The 24395-nt window shown below is 39.4% G+C and carries 17 protein-coding genes; 9 read left to right on the forward strand and 8 right to left on the reverse strand.

The window, feature by feature from the left end; genetic code table 11:
- Positions 1-143: 143 nt before the first annotated feature.
- On the reverse strand, positions 144-2696 hold the full coding sequence (locus I6E72_RS05630; protein WP_197111397.1) for a glycoside hydrolase family 3 protein: 2553 nt from the start codon (positions 2694-2696) through the stop codon (positions 144-146).
- Entirely contained in the window at positions 2696-3970 is a 1275-nt protein-coding gene (locus tag I6E72_RS05635; protein WP_101162852.1) for a sugar MFS transporter, read from the reverse strand. The genes I6E72_RS05630 and I6E72_RS05635 overlap by 1 nt, the downstream gene beginning before the upstream one ends.
- Positions 3971-4228: 258 nt before the next feature.
- Between I6E72_RS05635 and I6E72_RS05640 the strand changes: the two genes are divergently transcribed.
- From I6E72_RS05640 to I6E72_RS05650, 3 genes are all read left to right on the forward strand, one after another.
- Positions 4229-5557, forward strand: a complete 1329-nt coding sequence (locus I6E72_RS05640) for a GH1 family beta-glucosidase (RefSeq protein WP_197111399.1) — start codon at positions 4229-4231, stop codon at positions 5555-5557.
- Positions 5558-5603: 46 nt separating this feature from the next.
- A complete protein-coding gene (locus I6E72_RS05645) occupies positions 5604-6926 on the forward strand; it encodes a glycoside-pentoside-hexuronide (GPH):cation symporter (RefSeq protein ID WP_197111401.1) in 1323 nt (440 codons plus the stop codon).
- 62 nt (positions 6927-6988) lie between these two features.
- Positions 6989-7993 (forward strand): LacI family DNA-binding transcriptional regulator, encoded by a 1005-nt coding sequence (locus I6E72_RS05650; protein ID WP_010552528.1) that lies wholly within the window; start codon positions 6989-6991, stop codon positions 7991-7993.
- A gap of 72 nt (positions 7994-8065) precedes the next feature.
- Here the strand turns inward: I6E72_RS05650 and I6E72_RS05655 are convergent, their stop codons facing one another.
- Entirely contained in the window at positions 8066-8734 is a 669-nt protein-coding gene (locus I6E72_RS05655) for a DUF2987 domain-containing protein (protein WP_101162854.1), read from the reverse strand.
- A complete protein-coding gene (locus I6E72_RS05660; protein WP_165727731.1) occupies positions 8727-9533 on the reverse strand; it encodes a glucosaminidase domain-containing protein in 807 nt (268 codons plus the stop codon). Before I6E72_RS05660 ends, I6E72_RS05655 begins: the two co-directional genes overlap by 8 nt.
- A 247-nt stretch (positions 9534-9780) precedes the next feature.
- On the opposite strand from I6E72_RS05660, the gene I6E72_RS05665 reads away from it, so the two are divergent.
- Entirely contained in the window at positions 9781-11073 is a 1293-nt protein-coding gene (locus tag I6E72_RS05665) for an anti-phage deoxyguanosine triphosphatase (RefSeq protein WP_197111403.1), read from the forward strand.
- A 103-nt stretch (positions 11074-11176) separates the two neighbouring features.
- Here the strand turns inward: I6E72_RS05665 and I6E72_RS05670 are convergent, their stop codons facing one another.
- Positions 11177-13333, reverse strand: a complete 2157-nt coding sequence (locus tag I6E72_RS05670) for a prolyl oligopeptidase family serine peptidase (protein ID WP_197111405.1) — start codon at positions 13331-13333, stop codon at positions 11177-11179.
- Between the two features lie 164 nt (positions 13334-13497).
- Here I6E72_RS05670 and I6E72_RS05675 point away from each other — a divergent pair, with 164 nt between their 5' ends.
- Together I6E72_RS05675 and I6E72_RS05680 are read left to right on the forward strand one after the other, a co-directional pair.
- On the forward strand, positions 13498-13812 hold the full coding sequence (locus I6E72_RS05675; RefSeq protein ID WP_096792913.1) for a DUF962 domain-containing protein: 315 nt from the start codon (positions 13498-13500) through the stop codon (positions 13810-13812).
- Between the two features lie 506 nt (positions 13813-14318).
- Positions 14319-16901, forward strand: coding sequence for a TonB-dependent receptor plug domain-containing protein (locus I6E72_RS05680; RefSeq protein ID WP_197111407.1), 2583 nt, complete (start codon positions 14319-14321; stop codon positions 16899-16901).
- 81 nt (positions 16902-16982) lie between these two features.
- On the opposite strand, the gene I6E72_RS05685 is transcribed toward I6E72_RS05680, so the two are convergent.
- The 3 genes from I6E72_RS05685 to I6E72_RS05695 form a co-directional block, all read right to left on the reverse strand.
- The gene (locus tag I6E72_RS05685) at positions 16983-17984 is read right to left on the reverse strand and encodes a branched-chain amino acid aminotransferase (RefSeq protein ID WP_272941825.1); all 1002 of its coding nucleotides are present in this window, start codon (positions 17982-17984) and stop codon (positions 16983-16985) included.
- Positions 17985-18175: 191 nt separating this feature from the next.
- The gene (locus tag I6E72_RS05690; RefSeq protein WP_197111409.1) at positions 18176-19228 is read right to left on the reverse strand and encodes a fatty acid desaturase family protein; all 1053 of its coding nucleotides are present in this window, start codon (positions 19226-19228) and stop codon (positions 18176-18178) included.
- Positions 19225-20268 (reverse strand): flavin reductase family protein, encoded by a 1044-nt coding sequence (locus I6E72_RS05695; protein WP_197111411.1) that lies wholly within the window; start codon positions 20266-20268, stop codon positions 19225-19227. Before I6E72_RS05695 ends, I6E72_RS05690 begins: the two co-directional genes overlap by 4 nt.
- A 266-nt stretch (positions 20269-20534) precedes the next feature.
- Between I6E72_RS05695 and I6E72_RS05700 the strand changes: the two genes are divergently transcribed.
- From I6E72_RS05700 to I6E72_RS05710, 3 genes are all read left to right on the forward strand, one after another.
- On the forward strand, positions 20535-21710 hold the full coding sequence (locus I6E72_RS05700; RefSeq protein ID WP_197111413.1) for a PQQ-dependent sugar dehydrogenase: 1176 nt from the start codon (positions 20535-20537) through the stop codon (positions 21708-21710).
- 159 nt (positions 21711-21869) lie between these two features.
- Positions 21870-22049, forward strand: a complete 180-nt coding sequence (locus I6E72_RS05705) for a DUF6435 family protein (protein ID WP_002959772.1) — start codon at positions 21870-21872, stop codon at positions 22047-22049.
- Between the two features lie 789 nt (positions 22050-22838).
- Positions 22839-24200 carry a hypothetical protein gene (locus I6E72_RS05710; protein WP_165734913.1) on the forward strand — a complete coding sequence of 454 codons (1362 nt, stop codon included), beginning with the start codon at positions 22839-22841 and terminating at the stop codon, positions 24198-24200.
- The last annotated feature ends 195 nt before the right edge of the window (positions 24201-24395 follow it).

The following is a 24395-nucleotide window of genomic DNA, read 5'->3' on the forward strand; positions in this document are numbered from 1 at the left end:
GTAACCCTTTGTATTTATAGCGACTTGTTCCTATTTAGTTATATCAATTAGCTCAAGTATTTATGCAGGTTAGTATTAATCCTCTACATAAAAAAAGCCCTTCATTCGAAGGGCTTTGGTATACACACAATAGAGTTAATAAACTACTTACAAGACAGTGTAGCTTCGCCTGCCTTATTTGGCACAAACTGAATATTAGCCACAGAAATTGATGCTTTACCATTGCTGCGTAAGCTAAATGGGCTTGTTAGGTTTGCAAAATTAACACCCTTATCAGCAAAGCAACCTAAATCGATTGATACTGACTGCCATTTATTCTCAATGGTTTTATCCACTACGTTTGCTAAATCAATGCTTGCACCACATTCGTCCGAGCAAGTCATAGCAAGTGCTATATCGCTCGTTAGTGCTTCGTTTAATTTAATATCAAAGCTAATCACACTATCGGCTTCAACGTAGGCAATGGTATCTTCTGCAAAGCTTGTTACTATTTCCGCACTGGCTTTTTCTGTACCGCTGAAGTTAAATTGGCGAGCGTCTTCTTGTACTGTTTTATCCTCAGTACGGTATTTAATTGCACCAAATTCATGGGTACTACTCGATACATCTAAAAGCTCATCGCCCGATTTTAACAATAAGCGCCATGGTGCTACAGGCGCACCAACAAGTATATCCATACTCGTAAGCCCAGAGTTATCAAGTTTAGAGTCTTCATCAAGGTCGTCAGCTAAAACGTTTTTATCGCCGTACGATAAGCCAAAACCATAAGGGAGTAATGGGTCGTAATTTTCATCACCTTTATTTACCGCAGTTTGTACCGCTGATTTAGGCCAAGAAAACGATAATTTACCTTTAAAGTTATTTTGAATGGTGCCGTCTGCCGCTTTTAATAAAACATCAGCAATACCTGCGCCTTCTGTACCTGGCAACCATGCAGCTACAAACGCGTCAGATGCGTTAAGTTCGCTGTTAACCCACATAGGTCGACCTGATATAAACACCGATACAACAGGGATACCTTGCTCTTTTAGTGAGTTTAAAAGTGCTAATGACTTTTTATTTCCGCGCTCAAACTCAAGGTTATCTTTATCGCCGTGCCCTTCTGCGTAAGGTTCTTCACCAAATACAACAATGGCAACATCAGGACGTTGTAAAAACGTGCCATCAGCACTTAAAGTAACACTTCCACCTGCTGCTGATACTTGTTCTTCAAGCCCTTTGTAAATTGACGTTGCTCCAGGGAAATCAGCATTTTTATTATTAGTCCCCTGCCACGTAATACTCCAACCACCCGACTGTTTACCTATATTATCAGCACCATCACCTGCAACAAGTACACGTTGATTAGCTGCGATAGGTAATAGGTTATTTTTATTTTTAAGTAATACAAGCGATTCGCGCACAGCTTGGCGTGCGACTTCACGATGCTCTTGCGCGCCAATAAGCTCTGTTTTTCCAGAGTAAAGACGCTTAGCCGGGCTTGGTTTATCAAATAAACCAGCGCGAAGTTTTACGCGTAATATTCTGCTCACTGCGTCATCAATACGCGACATACTAATTTCGCCTGACTTAACTTGCGCAATTGTATTGTCATAAAGAGGCTTCCATGCACCTGTTGGCACCATGAAAATATCAAGGCCAGCATTAACGGCTTGTGCACAACTTTCGTTAGTACAGCCTTCAATTTGCCCATGGCCATTCCAATCGCCTACTACGAATCCATCAAAACCCATTCGTGTTTTTAATACATCAGTAAGTAAATATTTATTGCCGTGATTTTTAACGCCATTCCAGCTATTGAACGATGCCATAACCGATTGGCTACCTGCAGACAAGCCACCTACATAACCTTGGGCATGAATATCAAATAGCGACTGTTCGCTATCTATATTATTTCCCTGATCATCCCCATCAACCGTGCCACCGTCGCCAATAAAGTGTTTAACGGTACTAATTACACGCTTATCACTTAAAAAGTCGCCATCGGCTTTACCTTGCAATCCATTTACAATCGCTGCTGAGTAATCGTGAACAATCTTTGGATCTTCAGAGTAACCTTCATACGTTCTGCCCCATCGGTCGTCTCGTACTACTGCAACGGTGGGTGCAAATACCCAATCTATTCCCGTAGCCATTACTTCTACTGCGGTAATAGACGCTATTTGCTCTATTAAATCTGGGTTATTAGCCGCGCCTAAACCAATGTTATGTGGAAAAAGCGTCGCGCCAATTACGTTATTATGACCATGTACTGCATCGGTACCCCACATAGTTGGGATACTACTACCATCAAGTGAGTCATCAACAGAAGCTTGATAAAAGCTCTCAGCTAAGGCTACCCAGTCCATTGGTGTTGCGTGTTTGTCGCCATTAGGGAATGCTCCACCGCCATTAAGATATGAACCGAAGCCATATTTACGCATGTCTTCAACGGTAATATCACGAATTTCTGGCTGAATCATTTGAGCAACCTTTTGCTCAAGTGTCATGGCTTTTAAATAGTTAACTATTTTAGCTTCAATATCGGCGTCTTTTTTAACAGCAATATTAAGTTTTGGCCAAATTTGCGCTGTTTTAGATAACGTTTCATTACTTTCAACCGATGTTATTGCGTCGTTTGAACAAGCCGATAAAGTACCTACTGATGCAATTAATGTTGCTAAGGCTATTTTATTAAGTGTAAAAGGGGTTTTCATTATAGAGTCTCCTGCGCTTGAACTGGTTTGCTACCGCTTAAACCATAGAACACGATAAATATGTAACATAAAATAGGTAAAACATACGAAAGTTGAACACCCACACTATCAGCAAGTGCACCTTGTAAAAGTGGCACTATTGCACCACCCACAATCGCCAAACACAAAATACCAGAGCCTTGAGCTGTATGTTTGCCAAGTCCATTTAACGCTAAACTAAAAATAGTGGGGAACATAATAGAATTGAATAAACCAACCAATAGTATTGACCACATTGCTAATTGACCCGACGTGCTCATGGCAATAACGACTAAAATAATAGCCATGGTTGCGTTAAAGCCAAGTACTTTACCAGCAGGTAATTTTTGCATTACAGCAGCACCAATAAAACGCCCAACCATAGCACCACCAAAATAATAAGTGATGTAATGAGCTGCAGCATGCTCTTTTAGCCCTGCTATATTTTCTTGTGCTAAAAAGCTTACTAAAAAGCTACCAATTGCCACTTCGGCGCCTACATACATAAATATACCCACAGCACCTAATACAAGATGGCGATACTGCCAAGCACTGCCTTCAATTGCCTCTGATTTTTCGGCTTCTGCTTTTTGCTCGCTCATAATGTCTGGTAATTTAAGCCATGCAAAAATACCGGCTAGTAAAATAAGCATTGCAGCTAAAAGGAGGTAAGGAAGTTGAACTGACTCTGCATTTTGTGCAGGTGTTAAAAAGGCTTCTGACGCTGAGTCCAGAATTAACAGAGCACCAAATGATGGCGCAACCGTAGTACCTAACGCGTTAAAAGCTTGAGTAAGTGTTAAACGAGACGACGCAGTTTTTGCAGAACCCAACAAGCTTACATAAGGATTTGCAGATACTTGTAATAACGTTATGCCACTGGCAAGTACAAATAAAGCAAATAAAAATACAGGATAACTATGTAAAGACGCTGCTGGGTAAAATAAGACACACCCTACTGCCGCAATTAAAAGCCCAACCACGATTCCTTTTTTATAACCAAGCTTTTTAACAATGTGTCCACTAGGGAGTGACATTAAAAAGTAAGCGCCAAAAAAGCAAAACTGCACAAGCATTGCTTGTACATACGTTAAATCGAAAACCGCTTTTAAATGCGGAATCAAAATATCATTTAAGCAGGTAATAAAACCCCACATAAAAAATAGTGAAGTTAAAGATGTAAGTGCAAAACCATAGTTTTTATCTTGGTGGTTTTGCGACTGTGTGTGTGATGTCAGTGGTGCTGAACTAGCCATGTGCTCTCCGCAATTTATTATTATAAATTGATCTTCAGTAAGTAATTAATACAAACCCCGCTAAGGCGCAGTATTTAAGAGTTGACCTGAAGATTAATTAACATTAATCTAAAAATGTAAGCGCTTTCACGGCTAATTAAATACGAACATGTTACATATTTCAACAACTTTTATTTTTAATAATGTTTTGTACCCGCTGAAAGTCAGTAAAAATAAGCGCTAAGCGTGCAATTAAGTTCTCAAAAAGGTTTGTAACCAATGACAAAAATATCATTACCATTTAATTCACCTCTATTAACAAAAGACTTTGTTTATGGTGTAGCTACAGCATCATTTCAGATAGAGGGCGGATATGAGCATCGCTTACCGTGTATTTGGGATACCTTTTGTAGTACTGCAGGTAAAATTGCTGACAATTCACATGGTCATATTGCCTGCGATCATTACAACAATTGGCAACAAGACATAGATTTAATAGAGTCTCTAGGTGTTGATGCTTACAGGCTTTCTATTTCATGGCCTCGCGTGATGACTCAAGACGGAAAGTTAAATCCCGTAGGCGTTAAGTTTTATACTGATATTTTAGATGAACTAAAACGAAAAAATATAAAAGCCTTTGTTACTTTGTACCACTGGGATTTACCGCAACACCTTGAAGATGAAGGCGGCTGGCTCAACAGAAAAACTGCTTACGCATTTGAGAAATACGTAGAACTAATTACTAACGCATTTGGAACACGAGTGTATTCTTACGCTACATTAAACGAACCCTTTTGCAGCGCGTTTTTGGGTTACGAAATTGGCATACATGCCCCGGGCTTAGTCGGCAAGCAGTATGGTAAAAAAGCAGCTCATCACTTATTACTCGCTCATGGTCTGGCCATGAACGTGCTAAATAAAACATCGCCTAATACTCAAAACGGCATTGTGCTTAACTTTACACCCGCATATCCACTTACCGATAATCAACAAGACATAGACAGTGCCAAATACGCTGATGACTACTTAAATCAGTGGTACATGAAACCAATAATGGATGGTAAATACCCCGATATAATAAACCAATTACCAAGCAATCATTTACCAGACATACACCCTGGTGATATGGAATTAATTTCTCAGCCAATTGATTACTTAGGCATCAACTTTTATACCCGCCAAGTTTATAAGGCGCATCCTACTGACATTTATGAACCCATTGCACCAACGGGTCCGTTGACTGATATGGGATGGGAAATTTATCCGCAATCGTTCACCGACTTGCTCGTATCGCTAAATAAAACATACACCCTACCGCCTATTTATATAACAGAAAATGGCGCAGCCATGCCCGATACATATAATAATGGTGAAGTTAACGACTTAGATCGTTTAAATTACTATAATGATCACTTAAATGCGGTTCATAATGCAATTGAACAAGGTGTTGTTATAGATGGCTACTTTGCTTGGAGCTTAATGGATAACTTTGAGTGGGCAGAAGGTTATTTAAAACGTTTTGGTATTGTGTATGTAGATTATAAGACGCAGCAACGCACCATTAAAAATAGTGGCTTAGCTTATAAAGAACTCATCTCTAAAAGATAAGAGTATACCCACAACTAAAAACAAGTATAAAGCGGGATAAACAATCATGGTCAGTGTAAAAGAAAAAATAGCGTATGGCTTAGGCGACACCGCCAGTAATATTATTTTTCAAACAGTTATGATGTTTTTAATGCTGTACTACACAGACGTAGTGGGTTTATCGCCTGCTGTTGTAGGTACTATGTTTTTAGCAGTGCGTATTTTTGATGCCGTAACCGACCCGTTAATGGGCAACCTTGCTGACAAAACACATACGCGCTGGGGGCACTTTCGCCCCTATTTACTGTGGCTTGCCCTTCCCTTTGCCATTATTAGTATTTTAGCGTTCACTACGCCCGATTTAGAAGGCACCGATAAAATAATTTATGCCTTTACTACTTACACTCTGCTTATGGTTGTCTACACCGCTATTAATATTCCTTATTGTGCATTAGGCGGCGTACTTACGGCTGATGTAAAAGAGCGCGTTACTATTCAGTCTTACCGATTTGTATTTGGTATGCTAGGCGGTGTAATAGTAGCGGGTTGTACTATGCCAATGGTTGAGTACTTTGGCCAAGGCGATGCTGCCAAGGGCTATCAATACACAATGACTGCAATGAGTATTTTAGGTTTTGTACTGTTTTTACTTTGTTTTTTAGGCACAAAAGAGCGTATACAACAGCCTAAAGAGCAAAACATTCCTTTTGCCCAAAGTGTTAAAGCATTAATTAAAAACGATCAATGGCGAACACTTTGCTTAGCTGCATTCTTTTTACTTACCGGGCAAGTATTAAGGCTTACGCTTGCTGTTTACTACGTAAAATACTATTTAGGTCGAGACGATTTAATCACTTTATTTATGACGCTAGGTGTTGTAGCCAGCATGGTAGGTTGTGCTTTAGCTCAACCACTTGCAAAGCGCTTTTGTAAAATAAAGGCCTATATAAGCTTACAAGTTATTGCCGCCGCTATTTGTGGTTTTAGTTACTTTATTAGTAAAGATCAATTAGTACTCGCATTTACTGCCTTTATTTTATGGAAATTCTTTTTAGATATGGCAACCCCGTTGTTGTGGGCAAAAATGGCCGACACCATAGATTACGGGCATGAAAAAACAGGTGTACGCATTACGGGTTTGGTTTATTCAGGCGTTATATTTTTTATTAAAATGGGCGTGGCTGTAGGCGGCGCAATTGCAGGCTGGTTGTTATCTTTTTACAGTTATCAGGCCGATGCAGTACAAACTCTTGATACCCAACACGGTATTTTACTGTCATTCACTGTACTACCTGCTTTTGGCTCATTATTTGTTGCCTACATAATGAAAAAATATACACTGACTAATCAGGTTGTTGAAAATATTCAATCTAAACTAACAGCTAGTTAAGATATATACTCTAAGGTATTATTTAGCCGAAGTAGTTAAGGATAAGCGAGTGAACAAATAACATGGCAACAATTTATCAAGTCTCAGAGCTTGCGGGCGTATCGTTAGCCACCGTTTCTCGCGTGATGAACAAAAATACCCGTGTAAGCGATAAAACTAAACAAAAAGTGCTTGATGCTATGGCGCAGCTTGGCTACAAGCCTAATTCAATAGCGCAATCTTTAGCCTCTAACTGTACTAACAGTGTCGGTATTTTAGTGTCTGAGTTACATGGTCCTTTCTTTGCCCAAATGATGGCAGGTATTGAATCAGAGCTTCGTGCTGCGGGTAAACACGTTATTATTACCACCGGACACAGTGAAGAAGACAAAGAACAAGAAGGCATTGAGTTTTTAATTAGCAGACGCTGCGATGCCATTATTTTGCACGTAGAAGCCGTCTCAGACGACTACCTAATAAAATTAAGCCAAGGCTCTACACCCGTTTATTTAATGAGCCGTTACGTAGAGCAACTAAAAGACAACTGTATCAGCCTAGATAATCAATTAGGTGGTTACCTAGCCACTAAATCGATATTAAATCAAGGCCATACACAAATAGCGTATATTGCAGGCCCGCAGTTTAAAGCCGATGCTTTTAACCGCTTAGAAGGTCACAAACAAGCGCTTACAGAGGCTGGTGTTAAATTTGATCCTACGCTTTATTATATTGGCGACTTTAACGAAACTGGCGGTAGTAAAGGCTTAAAACATTTTATTGATGAAAAACTTAGCTTTACTGCACTGGTATGCGCCAATGACGAAATGGCCTCCGGTGCCATGAAGTATGCACGAGAGCACGGTTATAACTTACCAATTGATTTATCGATTGTTGGATTTGATAACGTTATTTTTGCAAACTACCTATACCCTACACTCACGACCATAGATAATCCGGTCGGGAAAATGGGCGAAATGGCAGCTAAATTAGTGCTTAAAGACGTATATCAAAATAAAAACCTCGTTATAAATCGCTTTTTTGAACCTACTTTAATGCAGCGCGATTCATCAGCACCACTTATTAAATAAAAACCAAAGACTAAAAAAGAGTACTGATTTTGGTACAAAAAAAGCGGCTAAATGCCGCTTTTTGTATGTGAGCTACTTAACAATCCAAGGCGTTACTTTAATAACGTTCGATATATCGCCAAGCACTGCGCTATCATCTTCCCAGCTATCTTCAACTGCAAAATAACACACTGACTTTTCACACGTTATGCTCTTATCATCAAATTGCATTGGGCTTTTAAATGTAACTGCTACGCCCTTTTGCTCTGGTAATAAAAACCACATTAATTTACTTACAAAAAAGCCCGACAAATCAGTTAACAGCTCATCAAGTTCTTCGTTAATGGTATATAACGACTGCTTTGAAAATGCTAAACCTTCAAGTTCGTTTGCTTCTATTTGTAGCTTTAATTGGCAATCGTGTACAGGATTGAGCGGCTCTACTACAATAACCGCTTTATCGGTATCAAGCTGCTTATCGAACGGCAATAGTAATTGTGCTTTATCGGTAAAGTTAAGTGGATACTCGTTTCTTTCGGTTAAAATAGTACCGCTTTTAATTGCACATGTTTCATTAGTACCAATATCACTAATGTAAAAGTTAACTCGCGCATATTGAAAATCGCCTTTGTTAACAATTTTTAAGCGGTCGTAAAAACCGTCATACGACATCACAAATTCTCTCGCATTTACATTAAACGCACTAATGCTCAGCAGCACTAACACAATAGCGTTGGTACAATTAAAAATGTATTTATTCATCAAAGTAGGCTCTATTTTGGCTAATCATCGTGTTTAACTCTTCTATATACGCTTCACCGCGCTCAGAGTAAGACATTAAACCATGTGTAAGTTCAGTCGCTAAAATTGGTTTTTGCTCAAGACGTAAGTTTTCACGTATTGCGCGCAAATCTTTATAAGCAGGATGCGTATTTATGTTTTTAAAGTAAGAGTTTATAGCAGCTCTTACCGATTTAAACGCAGCAACTTCGTGCGCAGCCCCGGTATTACGGCGTTTTGGCACCATGCCACAACCTTTTGTGTAACACCACTGACCAAAAAAGTTAAGGCCAATACGTGCAAAACGCGAAGTGCCCCATGCAGATTCGTTTGCAGCTTGCATAAGCGCTAATTCTTTAGGAATTACATCAACACGGCGCAATGCTTGCGTAAGTATTAGCGTATCAACCGTGGTTGGTAAGTCATACGACTTTAAAATTTTAGCAATATCTTTGTTTTGCTTTTTTTCTAAAGGTAATTCGTTTTGTAACATCATGCGTGCTATTTCGAGCTTAGCGCGTTGCTGTAATATTTTTTTATTTTCGGCTTCAACGTGCGGACGAATAAAGCTAAAAAATGCATGTTTTTTTTCTTTAACATCACTAAATTCTGAAAATTTTGGCAGTTTTACATTATGTAATGGTTTTTCTTTTTTCTTCACTTTTTTTGGTTGTTCTGACGTTTGCTCGTCTAGTTCAACATCGTCACTTTGTATAAACGGGTATGCAAGCGCCCAAACAAAAAATACAGTTAGTAAAAGCTTAAAAATCGTTTTTAACATCTATTCTCTCTATTAAACTTAGTTATGCATGGTTTATACACAAGCATACGAAGGCGCATTATACCTAAGCCACTTTATAAACGCGAATAACTGGGGTTTGATGACCTTTTACGGTTGAATTTTCAGCAGTGTATTTGAATTTTAGATAAAACAGAGCCTATGTAGTGCATTTGTTCATTCGCAATTTATAAGTCCATGGGTATACTGGGCAAAGTTTAATAATATTAACTATGTGTGAGTAAGCAGTATGGATAAACAATGGCAAAGCCGAATAATAGAGCAATATAAACATCGTCCTAACGATAACCGCTCGCCGTGGCAGGTCGATCGTTCGCGTATTATTCATGCAGCTGCATTTAGGCGTTTGCAAGCTAAAACCCAAATTATGGGCATTGGCCTAAACGACTTTTACCGCACTCGCCTTACCCACTCTTTAGAAGTATCGCAAATTGGTACTGGCATATTGCGCCACTTAAAAGCGCAACATAGCGACTTTACGCACTTTCCATCAACCGGACTGCTAGAAACACTGTGTTTGGCGCACGATATTGGCCATCCGCCTTTTGGTCATGGTGGTGAAATAGCGCTAAATTACATGATGCGCGATCACGGTGGTTTTGAAGGTAACGCACAAACACTGCGCATAGTTGCAAAACTTGAGCCCTACAGTAATGGGCACGGGATGAACCTAACTCGTCGTACTTTATTAGGTTTTATAAAATACCCCGCGTTTATTAATACGCTTTGGCATACCATTCCCGACGATACAACCGGTCGTGCATTTATAAAAGCAGATGATTGGCGACCTGCCAAAGGGTTATACAACGACGATGCAGCCATATTCAATTGGATAGTAGAGCCACTGAGTCAAAACGATAAAACGTTGCTGGGTAACCATGGCGCTATTGATAAGTACCGCGCTAAAACAACATATAAATCGCTCGACAGCGCCATAATGGAACATGCCGACGATATAGCATACGCCGTACACGACTTAGAAGATGCCATTGCAACCCATGTACTTACGTTAGACGATTGGCAAACTCATGCTCTACCTCATTTAAAAGCATTAAACTTTGACTGGTTAAACACCATGCTTGAGTCACTCACCCAGCGTTTGTTTTCAAAAAATGATTATGAGCGGAAAGATGCCATAGGTGAGCTGGTTAATACCTTTATTATTCATATACATTTAGATATTCAAAACGATGCCTTTGAATGCCCTATTTTAAAGTACACCGCTAAATTAGATGCCCAATACGACAGTGTTTTGCAAATACTTAAGCATTTTGTGTTTCAACGTTTAATACGTGACCCCGAAATGCAGCAAATAGAATTCAAAGGTCAAAACTTACTAATAGAGTTATTTACCGCGTTTGCTAGCGATCCGCTGCGTTTATTGCCCGAAACAACACAAGCACAATACATAGAAGCACAAAAGCAAAACCAAGGTATGCGTATAATTTGCGATTATTTGAGCGGAATGACCGACGAATACGCTTATAAAACGTATCAACGATTGTTTTCACCTATGCAGTAGCAATACCAATAGACGTAAGTAATATAAAACTGAGCATTATTAAAAAGGCCGAGTAAATTTAATTTACTCGGCCTTTTTAGTTTTTATATTTAGTTGGAACGTTTTATAAAGATTCTACGCCCATGTTGTATAACGTAAAACCAAATATATCAGCGTACTGCTCAATTGTTTTACTCGTTGGTGTACCTGCGCCATGCCCCGCATTAGTTTCTATGCGAATAAGCGTTGGATTATTACCTGTTTGCTTTGCTTGAAGCTCAGCTGCAAACTTAAACGAATGCGAAGGGACAACACGATCATCATGATCGCCCGTTGTGATCATAGTCGCTGGATATTCAACACCTGCTTTTACATTATGAAGTGGTGAATAACCTTTAATGTATTCAAACATTTCTTTGCTTTGCTCACTGGTGCCGTAGTCGTATGCCCAGCCAGCGCCCGCAGTAAATGTATGGTAGCGCAGCATATCAAGTACACCTACAGCAGGTAGAGCCACTTGAAATAAGTCTGGGCGCTGCGTCATTACGGCGCCAACCAATAAGCCACCGTTAGAGCCACCGCGAAGTGCTAAGCGTTTTTTAGAGGTGTACTTTTTATCTTTTAAGTACTCAGCTGCGGCAATAAAGTCGTCAAACACATTTTGCTTTTGCAATTTAGTGCCTGCATTGTGCCAATCTTTACCGTATTCACCGCCACCACGAATATTAGCAACGGCGTACACACCACCTTGCTCAAGCCATACTGCATTAACTGGGCTAAAGCTTGGCGTTAAACTAATATTAAAACCACCGTAACCGTATAAAATAGTAGGGTTTGAACCATCAAGCTTAATGCCTGTTTTATAGGTAATTACCATCGGTATTTTAGTACCGTCTTTTGATGTGTAAAACACTTGCTCAGACGTGTAATCATCACTATTAAAGTCAATAGCCGACTTACGATAAACACCCGATTCACCGGTTGTTACATCAAACGTATAAGTAGTGCCTGGTGTTTTGTAGTTAGTGAATGAGTAATAAAGCGTTGTTTGATCTTTTTTACCACCAAAACCACGTGCAGTACCCACGCCTGGTAATGTAATTTCGCGAATTAGCTCGCCTTTTTTGTTGTACTGTTTTACCTGCGAAATCGCATCAACCATGTAGTTGGCAAAAAAGGTATCGCCACCTTTTGTAAGATTTAGTACGTTTTTGGTTTCAGGAATTAAATCAACCCAATTTTCAGGGCTTGGGTTACTTGCATCAACCGTCACTACTTTTTTGTTTGGCGCATTTAAATTAGTTACTAAAAACAGTTTACTGCCTTCGTTATCAATAACCGATGTATCTGAATCAGTATTTCCAACAACCGTTACAAACTCACTGTTTTGCTTTGTTAAGTCCTTTATAAACAGCTTATTGCCTGAAGTAGACGTACTTGCTGAAATAAGTAAGTAGCGGCCGTCATGGGTTACATCAGCGCCTACATAGCGATGTTTTTGCTCATCAGTTTCACCAAATACAACACGGTCAGCAGACTGAGCAGTACCTAGCTTATGGTAATACGCTTTATGCTGATCTGTTTTAGCCGAAAGCTCACTGCCTTTAGGTTTTTCGTAACTCGAATAATAAAAACCTTCGTTAGCTAACCAATCTATACCACTAAATTTAACGTCAACAAGCGCTTCTTCAACAGGTTCTTTAGTGTGTGCATCAATCACTATAATTTTGCGCCAATCGCTGCCGCCTTCAGATATTTGATACGCGAGTAATGACCCATCTTTTGAAAACGATAAACCCGACATAGACGTCGTACCATCTTCACTAAACTTGTTTGGATCTAAAAATACTTCAACGTCGCCACCATCTTTACTGCGGTACAAAACATATTGATTTTGCAGGCCATCGTTTTTATAAAAATAGGTGTAATCGCCTTCAGTAAAAGGAGCGCCTATTTTTTCGTAGTTCATTAGTTTTTCAAGGCGCTGCTTTAACTTATCGCGATAAGGTATTTGTTCTAAATAAGAAAACGTTAAATTGTTTTGCGTTTTAACCCAATCGGCAGTTTCGTCGCTCATATCATCTTCAAGCCAACGATATGGGTCGCTAACGGCTTCTTCAAAGTAGGTATCTACTACATCGCCTTTTTTTGTTTCTGGGTATATAACTGCGTTAACTTGCTTCATAGGTGCTTTTACTTCTTCTTGAGTTACCGTATTAGTTGGCTCTGAACAGCCGCTAAGCGCTACAATTACAGCACACGCTAGAGTATGTTTAAACATCCTGAGTTCCATTCTTATTTATTAATAGTGCGCCTAAGTTATTAACTTTTAGCCCTTTTGTCTATTTAGATGCGTTAAGCGCCATTTATCGCTGTAAACAAATGTAAACTTACGCTTTAATAGCACGACCCTCATTAAAATAAAAAACAATAAAAGAGCACACTATGCAAAGTACAAACCCCACGTTTAAAAGCTTTAAAGCCTTCTACCCTTATTATTTAAAAGAGCACCGCAACGTGATTTGCCGCCGCTTACATTTTATAGGAAGTACACTTGTTCTTGCTGTAATCGCAATAGCATTATTAAAACAACAATACAGTTTATTGTGGCTATTACCTGTTATTGGATATGGGTTTGCGTGGGTCGGACATTTCTTTTTTGAAAAAAACCGCCCAGCTACTTTTAAACACCCTTTTTACAGTTTGTGGGGAGATTGGGTAATGTTTAAAGATATGCTTGTTGGAAAAATTAAATTTTAACACTATTTTTAGTACTATTTTTTATACCAATTACTTATAAAAACAAAATTGCTTCATGCTTTAAAGTATAGGTTCTAATAAGTAGTACATAATTTATAGTACACCCATTAAATGTTAATTTAGTTAACATCTAATGGGTTTATTTGTATTTTAAATTTTAAAAAATATTTATAGCTCAACAGCTATTTATTACCAGCCCAATAAAAATGGTTCCCTACCCATAATTAATTTAAATCATCCACCTCATCTTACCAGTTAATTAAACGTTAAATTTAACTTTTAAATATAATTCATTATCCATCAATTACTTAGCAATTACCTTCGCTATATAACTAAAACAATGATCATTATAAAAAACAACTAAATGTAATTATAAAAACCCTTAAATTAATTGAATGTTATTCAATTGACTGACTTTGTTAATTAAGTATATGTTCAAGGTAACAAAGAGGTTTGAGCTTTTTGTACAAAACTAAAATAATTCAATGGGTATGGGGAAATACAGCATGAATAGAAAACCGTTATTTAAATTACAGCAATCGGTACCACAAATATTACTCGCAATGAGCGCGTCTGCTGCACTACTTGGTTCGCTCTCAGTAAATGCTGCAGAGCAAGACACTAAAGCAGAAGAAAACATCGAACAAATAAGCGTAATTGGCTCTCGCCGATTAGGCCGTACAGTAGAAGACAGCGCAGTACCCATCGATATAATTGGTGCAGATGCACTTAAAAATTCAGGCTTTACTGAAACGAATGCCCTGCTTAGCAGTTTATTACCCAGCTTTAACTTCCCACAAGCATCACTTACTGATGGCAGCGACCATGTACGTCCCGCTCAGCTTCGTGGCTTAGCACCCGATCACACCTTAGTGCTTGTTAATGGTAAGCGCCGCCACAGCAACGCATTACTTAACTTAAATGGCTCAACGGGTCGTGGTTCATCATCGGTTGACTTAAATGCGATACCTGCAAATGCTATTGCCCGTATTGAAGTATTACGCGATGGTGCAGCAGCGCAATATGGCTCTGATGCGATAGCTGGTGTTATTAATATTGTACTTAAAAGTGCCAGCAGCGGTGGTTCAGTTGCGGCTATATATGGTGCTAACGTAACCGAAATGGACGGTGTACCACAGCTAAAATCTGTATCTGAAGGCAGTGATGGTAATTTAGCCTTCACCGAAGGAGGCGATCGCTCTTTAACCGATGGTCAAACATTAACGCTGCAAGGTAATATGGGTTTTGAGCTTGGCGATAATGGCTTTTTAAACATTTCAACAGAATACCGCGACCGCCATTCAACTAACCGCTCAGACTACGATAACCGTGAAAACTACGCACGCATAGATGACGGTTCAGTAGATGGCGCGCTTGACCCACGTGAACTTACCGTAAATCGATATAACCATAACTTTGGTAATGGCGATGTTGAAGATTTTTCAATGTTTTATAACGCAGGTTACCAGTTAACAAACGAAGTCGACTTATATTCGTTTGGCTCTTACAGCAAACGTGAAGGCGAAGGCGGCGGGTTTTATCGCCGTGCAAGCGATAGCCGTAATATAGAAGAAGTATACCCTGATGGCTTTTTACCTGTTATTACCTCAGACATAAATGACTTTTCACTGGCACTTGGCGCTAAAGGTTTTGTAAGTGAATGGAATTACGATGTATCGGCCGTATATGGTCAAGATGCATTTGAGTTTGGTGTTATAAATAGCTTAAATACCTCATATGGCCCTACTAGCCAAACAAGCTTTGATGCAGGAACACTTACCTACGATCAACTTACTTTAAACGTTGATTTTAGCCGCGAGGTAGACGTCAGCTTTTTAGAAAGCTCTGTAAACGTAGCTGTAGGTGCTGAGTATCGCCGCGAAGGATACCAAATAGATGCAGGCGAAGAAGCATCATATGCACAAGGCACATTTGGCCCAGGAGGCGCAGTAACCGACCCAGTTGATGGCCCATTTGGCGCAGCGGGCGCACAAGTATTCCCGGGGTTTACACCCGAATCAGAGGGCGATAACAGCCGCCACAACGTGAGCTTATATATAGACCTTGAAACCTACCTAACCGACGATTGGAATTTAGCGGTTGCCGCCCGTTATGAAGATTACTCAGACTTTGGCGATACACTTAACGGTAAAATTGCGACTCGTTATTCATTAACTGAAGACTTAGCACTACGCGCCTCAGTATCTACTGGTTTTAGAGCACCTTCATTGCAGCAACAATACTTTACCTCAGTGGCCACTGTATTTGTTGATGGCGAACCAACCGAAACCGGTACCTTTGCACCAAGCAGCGATGTAGCAAAAGCACTGGGCTCACCGGGTCTTGATGCTGAAGAAGCAACAAACTACGGCGTTGGTTTTACATGGTCTACCGACTTTAATTTCAGCTTATCGGTTGATTACTACCAAATATTAATTGATGACCGCATTGTGCTATCAAACAACTTATCGGGCGATGCTATTGCCGATTTACTTCAAGGCACAGGCGCTAACCAAGGTCGTTTCTTCTTAAATGCAATTGACAGTAAAACCCGTGGTGTTGATGTAGTTGCCTCTTATAATGTAGCAACTGATGGCTATGGCGATTTAGCCTTTAACTTAGGTTATAACTACGGTAAAAATGAAGTTACCGATATAATTGACCCACCAGCAGAGCTGCAAGGTGCAGGGTTTGATCAAGACAACTTATTCTCTGGTAATGAGCTGCGTCGCTTTGAAGTAAGCACACCGCGTAATAAGTACAACTTAAGCGCAACATGGACTAACGACGACATACGTACAACGCTTAGAGCCACACGTTACGGCGAAACTCAAGACCCTTCAGATATCCCAGAACGTAACGAAGTGCTTAAGCCTAAATGGATAACCGACTTAGATATCGCCTACTCGCTTAGTGAAAACGTATCACTGAGCTTAGGTGCTAATAACATTTTTGATGTTTACCCAGATGCAACCCGCGAAAATGTTGACGATGTAACCACCTTCTCACGTTTATTTGCTTACTCTAGCTTCTCGCCGTACGGATTTAACGGACGCTACGTGTACGGTAAAATAGAAATGAAGTTCTAATAAGCACAGCTTAAAGTAACCAAACACACAAAAGCCACCGATTAGGTGGCTTTTTAATGCGAGTTGCTATTAAATCTATAATTAGATTTTAGTTAACCAGCCGTGCTTGTCTTCACTTTTACCCCATTGAATATCGTTCAATGCTTGGCGAAGGCGTGCTGTAGTAGGGCCCGGCTCGCCAGTACCTACTTTGTATTCTTTATCGTTATGAATAAACGTACCCACAGCAGTTAGTACAGCTGCAGTGCCCGAAAGCGCAGCTTCAGTGCCAGGTTTAGCCGCACGCTCTAGTAGCTCAGTAACGCTAAAGTTACGCTCGCTTACCGTCATACCTAAATCTTTTGCAATGGTTAAAATACTGTTGCGTGTAACACCGTGTAAAAAGGTGCTATCAAGCGCTTTAGTAATAATCTCGTTGCCATCAATAAGTATAAAGTTAGCAGCACCAGTTTCTTGTACGTCGCCACCTGGGCAAAACAAAATTTGATCAGCTTGATACTTTATACGTGCAGCGCTAATAGGTGCTAGTGCACTGGCGTAGTTACCACCACTTTTTACCATACCCATGTGCGGAGCGCAGCGCATGCCATCTTCTTCAAGCAGTACACGTAGTGCAGTTGCACCACCGGCAAAGTAGTCACCTACTGGCGATAGTAATGTATATAAAAGCGAGCTCATTGATGGCGCTGCGGCTTTACCAATTGCAGCCTCTGTACCAATGTGCGTTGGGCGAATATACATAGAGCCCGGCGGTAATGGCGTTTCATCTGCGTATTCACGCATAATATCGATAATCATCGTTTTTAGCATATCGCTGTCAAAACTCGGTAAGCTTAATAGCGCTGAGCTTTGTTGCATACGTGCAATGTTTGCATCCATTCTAAAAAGATAAACAGAACCATCTTCATGGCGAAAGGCTTTTAAGCCTTCAAAACATGTACTTGAATAATGAAGAACGTGCGCACCAGCATGAAGTTCAAGTTTATCGGAAGGGACAATTGAGCTTTCGCTCCATTTATTATCAGAAAAACGAGCTTGAATCATCTGCGGCATAAACACGGTACCAAATGCGGCCATTTTAATCTCTCTTGTGTGGTCTATTTTCCTCCATTGTATGACAATCACACGCTATTTAACCATAGCTAAAGTAAGGCTTTTTTAATTAACTATGAGAATTTTTTGCAAGTGCTGTTTACTAATCAACCGCATTGGGTGCTATAAACAAAAAAATCGACCTATGCTGTTACATAGATCGATTTTTTAAAACAAATAATTTATTTAAACGAGTATTTAATAATACGTTTTAATACCGACGTATACTGTCTAAAAAAGCCACCAGTGTGATAATCAATACCGTGTTTTTGCAATACAGCTTGTACTTGCGGTGCAACTTCTTGATAGCGCGAAGACGGCATATCAGGAAATAAGTGATGCTCTATTTGGCAGCTCAAATGCCCTGTTAAAACATGAAACCAATGCGACCCTTTAATATTAGACGAGCCCAGTACTTGGCGGTAATACCACTGCCCTTGGGTTTCGTTTACGCAGTCTTCTTGTTTAAAAGTTTCGGTTTCTTCAGTAAAGTGACCACAAAATATTATGGTCGACGTCCATAAATTACGGATTAAGTTTGCCATTAAATTCCCCGCCAATACCCATAAAAATAAAGGCCCTGCAAGTAACGGAAATATCACATAATCTTTAATTAACTGGCGAGCGCCTTTACTAAAAAAGCGCTGCTTTAGTGTAGAGTGTGATACAAGCCCTTCGCGGTTTTCTTTCTTTTTACCAATAAAAACACGCTCTGCAGCTAACTCGTGATACGACACGCCCCACTGAAATAGCACACTTAAATTAATATACGTAAAAAACTGCCATACATTTTTAAAACGCCACTTAAAATCATCGCTCAGGCGTAATAATCCATAACCAAAGTCTCTGTCTTTACCAATAATATTAGTATACGTATGGTGTTCAAAGTTATGAACGCGGTGCCAACTTTGCCCGTCGCACGCTATGTCCCATTCATAATGTTGTGAGTTAAGTTGCTTGTCGTTCATCCAATCGTATTGACCATGCATTACATTGTGGCCAATTTCCATATTGTCTAAAATTTTAGCAAGTGCCAATAATAAAACGCCTGCAACCCACAATAATGGCTGAATAAAACCAAGCATTAGCAAAATTCGCCCGCTCCATTCACACACTCGCTGTTTGCGTACAACAGAGCGAATATAGTCAGCATCTTGTTGGCCTACTTTACCAAGTGTATCCATTTTAATGGCATCTAGCTCGCTTGCGAGCATGTCATAGTTAATGTTTTTCATAATTGTAACTCCAAATCACTAACAGGTTGGCTTACGCAAAGTTGGATTAACTGCTCGCCGTTGTCACTCAATTCACCTGTTTTTAAATTACGTACCACGCCTGACTTTTTAATACATTGGCATTGATGGCAAATACCAATACCGCAACCGCGTTTAACGGGTAGCTTTTTTTCTTCAAACTGAGGTAGTAAAACATCGTTGCCCGATACAACATGGGCACTGGCGTTAATTTTTACATTAAATTGGCTGTCGTCGTTTAAGCTAGGCAGCGCCAAACCAAAGGCTTCTTGGTAGTAATTTAGCTTATGCGTTTTAGCAAAATCGCTCACCGTCTGCATAAATGCAGCAGGGCCACAGCAGTATATGTCTGGATTTTCCCACGGCTTAATATTGCTGGTTATATCGCTTGATTGCTCACGCGTTAATAATAAAAACGAAAAATGCTCAAACTGCGCCGCCAACTCACTTAGCTCATCAACACATTGATGCTCAGTGGCTTTTGCGTAATACACTAACGACACTTTTTGCGTAGTTTGGCTTAAGTAATCATCAAGCATAGCCAGCATAGGTGTTATACCCGACCCACCGGCAACAAAAGTAGCCGGTGTATGTGTATTTTTAAATACAAAGTCGCCGCTTGGCGCAGAAATATTGCACCACAACCCCGCTTTTAATGCACTGCTGAGTAAGCCTGTAAAGCGCCCTTGCGTATTTGTTTTGATTAGTAAACGCACCAAACCTGTATTTTTAAATTGCTTAGCGCTTGAAGCCACGGTAAAAACGCGTGTTAATAATCGCCCATTAATTTCAAGCGTTAAACTTATATGCTGCCCTGACGTATGCGCCTGCCATTGTTTGCTTGGCTTAAGCTGCACACTTAAAAAACCGCCATCAAGCACAGCGGTACTAACTACTTGCGCTCTAAACTGCCCTGCACGCCACGCAGGTTTAAACACCTGCATTATTGGCTCTATGTAGCCTGCAAAACTTTGATGGTGTAAAAACCATTTTGAAAATTGGTTTAATACTTGAGTCATCATGGTTAAATCTCTATCAAATCTTAATTATTTTGAACTTACACGTGTACGCCCAAACTTCAGCGCACAAGTGTACGCTCAAATTTTAAGTTTTCAACCCCAATAGAGTAATTATTCAATTTTTTATTAGCACTAATTGCTAAAACAATTTCCTGTGAAGAGGTAATTTTATAAATAGAAGTGTGTATTTTTCATTCAACTCAACGCTTAACAAATTTATTTATGCCATGTTAAGGTTATGTAAGATTGGATTAATTTTGGAAGCCATAATGATAAATTTAATGTCACATAACACACTCCCTAAAATAATAAGTGCAGGCTTAACCGTTGCTATGTTTGCTATTAATGCACCCGCAAATGCAAAAAGCGATTACGTAAAAAACTATAAACAGCTCGATACTTTACCGCTTAACGTTAACGCAGTAACAGCGGCAGAAGGTGTGGTTATACCTTGGGCTATTGAGCCTTTAGCTAATGGTGATTTGTTAATATCTGAGCGCAGTGGAACATTATTCTTATTCCCTAAAAATACAACTAAATTAACTAAGGTCTCTGGGCTTCCCGACATTGATGCTAATGGCCAAGGTGGATTGCTTGATTTATCACTACACACCGATAGTAAGCAAAACCAATGGCTGTACTTTAGTTACTCAAGTAGTGAGGGAAAAGGAAGCGGAAGTAACACCGCCTTAATGCGCGCCAAGCTAAGTAGCGATCATACGCAGCTATCTGATCAGCAATTGCTATACAAAGGCGAGCATAATAGTACCAAAGGCCAGCACTACGGCAGCCGTATTGTGTTTGATGATGAAGGTTATGTTTATTTTTCAATTGGCGATCGCGGCTCGCGCGACATAAACCCACAAGATCTCACGCGGGACAGCGGTAAAATTTATCGCTTACACGAAAATGGTAATATCCCAAGTGATAATCCGTTTGTTGAACAAAAAAATGCAAAACATGCAGTATGGTCTTATGGGCACCGTAACCCACAAGGCATGTGGTTTGATAATCAAAACAATATTATTTGGTCTCACGAACATGGGCCACGCGGCGGCGATGAACTTAATATTATAAAAAAAGGCGCTAACTACGGATGGCCTTTGGTCAGTTATGGCGTTAACTACAGCGGCACCAAGTTTACCGACCTTAAAGAAAAAGACGGCATGCAATCGCCCGTATTACACTGGACCCCTTCAATTGCCCCTTCCGATATGTTGTATGTAACGAGTGACAAATACCCAAAGCTTAAAGGTAAACTATTACTAGCCTCCATGAAGTTTGCTTTTATTAGCGCGCTGGAACTCTCAAAGGGTAAGGTTGTTAAGCAATATAAAATACTCGATGGAATAGGCAGAGTACGCAGCTTAGCTCAAGGCAGTGATGGTTTTATTTATTTAGGTATTGATGGCCAAGGTATTAAACGCCTAGAGCCAGAAACGTAAGCACTAGAACCAGAACTAGCACACAGTACGTTAATAACTACACCGTGTTTACTTTGCGCTTTTAAAGCGCAAAGTAAACATTTTCACCAAACAAAGAACTATTAAGCCCATTAATGCGTACACTAACTACATATAATTTAATAAATTAAGAGTATACTAATGTTTTCATTTTTAAAGCCTGACCCAATAAAAAAACTGCGTAAAGAATACGATGTAAAACTAGAGCAAGGCATGCAGGCACAAAGAAAAGGCGACATTAAAAGCTTCGCAATGTTAAGCGCCGAAGCCGAAAAGATCTGGAGTGAAATAGAAACTCTAGAGGCAAAAAAAGCTAAATAATACCAATCGTGTTAAGTTATTAGACATTTATAGCGACGGATAAATAGAGTGATAACAAGGCATAAATTTCGACATGTAGTTGTTCTACATGAGAAATTTATAACGCCGCTAACGCTTTATTTAGCACGCTAGAAAGGCTAAATATTTAAGTCGATTGGTATCAGTATATTTAACGTGTCACCCCTGTTTCAAAAGCAGGAAGACGCGTTTAGTAAATAATTCATGACCTCCTTATACAACTTCCACCATTCCTAAACCCCCTTTTATAATATGCATACACAAACAAGTGTACTTAAAGCGGCTACTTGCATTATCACCACCGTTTTTTAGTGGCTGTTAAATGATTTACAAGGTTGACATCTTACGATTTATTGGTATATCAGCGTCGGAAACAGCAATTCTTACAACAGAGCGAACGAGTTAGCGGGCGAGCCTGCTGAATAGAATCAATGAGTTAACTTGCTTAATTGCTCAGGCTAGTAGCGACTGTGCGTGATGAAAATATCATTGCTTAACAGTTAAATATTAGGTTTAATAGGAACATAATAAACGCTGAGTAACGCAGGGATAGCTTAGATACGATATACACGTCAATGAAATTGACTAGATATCGGTTAGACCATAAAAAGCCTTTCTTTATAAGTAAAGTCCATAGCATAAACAATACCAACGCGAACACACCGAGCAGGTAGTGCCTCAGTCCAACAAGCGATTATGCAACACACACTGCGTGTTGCATAAATACTAAAGTGTTATGTGTAGTATGTAGTATGTAATATGGAGTTCTGAGTGAGTAAATGTGTTGTAGAGTATGACATTAATTTAGAAAGTGATATTCAACTATCGTTTTCAATGGATAAATGTACGGTTGAAACAACTGTTGGATCGGATGATAACACCTCTCTACTAAAGGTTACTATTGTATACGACAGCAAGGCATATGAGACTTTAGCTGATGCCCCCATTTTTACTCGATCTCGTTATTTAAGCATTTTAGGAATCATTTCCTTTATTGTTGATGAACCATTTGATGTGTTTGGTTCATCTACTAGAAAAATGGTAGTAGCTGACGACTGGGAATTGTCAATAAATAATACTTTATTTAAGGGTGGAGTTGATTACTCATTTAATTTGCAAGAGCTTTTAAATAAGCTCGGCAGTTTAAGACAACACGATAAAGAACTTATGTTTTCTCTTTTAGATCGTTGGCGAAAAGCTAGGTTCTTAGAAAAAGAAACAGAAGAAAGTCTTCTATATAATGACGAAGCGACATTATCTTACTTTCATGTATTAGAACTTCTTGGAGATCTTTCATCCAAAAAATTAATAAATGAATCGAAAGCACTAATGGAAGATTTTTGTCGAAAATATAACGAAGAAATCCTTTCATTGTCAGGTGTCGCGTTAGATAGTGAAACATCTGCCAAAGCAAAATTAATGTCCTCAGTCTTGGAAAAAGATATTTCAGTGTTTGCAAAAATATCCTATTCGCTGAAAAAGTATAACCTTTTCGATGAAAAAACGTCTTATTGGACGAAAAGTTTAATCGAAGCAAGAAACTCTGTAGCTCACGGAAGACGAGTATTTTATGACAAAGCTATTTTCCCAGTACAACCATTTTTTCCTCTAGCTTCACATGATCTGTATCCACTGGAATTTTTGCGAATTTTTACTGCAAAAGTTATTTCAGCTCATTTTGGAGTTTCACTATACGACAGTGAGTGGATGCATGTGCACATGCACCTGAACTATGGAGAACAGGCTACGAAATTACTCTTAAACTCTGGAGAGTTTGAAGCTCCAGAGCAAATGTCAAATCTGAGTTCATCTATTGTGTTTGGTGGGCTTAACGATCTTATACTCTCTAAAAAAATAAAAGTAGTAACCTGCATTGACTTATACACGTTCTATTTGAATTCTGACATTGAGTGGAGTGAATTCATGCTTTCAAATGTATGTGCTCTACTGGTGTTATTAGAATCAACTCAAGAGCAAAGCTTGATTGATAGCATTACAACTGCCTTGGGTTTAATGAATGCAAATAAGGATACATCACATGTAAAGTTTAGGGACTTAATTTACTACCTTGACTTTCGTGGCTTTCAAACAGAAAAACTAGAAAACTTAGTAAGCTTAAAACTATTGCGATAGTCACATATAACAAGCGATTTAAACTTAACAAAAACAGTTGGTTAGATTCCGCTTCGCTACACATTATAACCAACAACTTTTGTCCGCTTAAGCGGGCGTTGAGGGTGTAGAATTACTCATTCTCAGGTAGTGTTCAAAAATCTTACTATCTAAATAAAGTCTTGTTCCCCTTCAGTTATAACCAATTTTAACAAC

Source organism: Pseudoalteromonas sp. NSLLW24 (genome assembly GCF_015864725.1).
Lineage (GTDB): Bacteria > Pseudomonadota > Gammaproteobacteria > Enterobacterales > Alteromonadaceae > Pseudoalteromonas > Pseudoalteromonas arctica.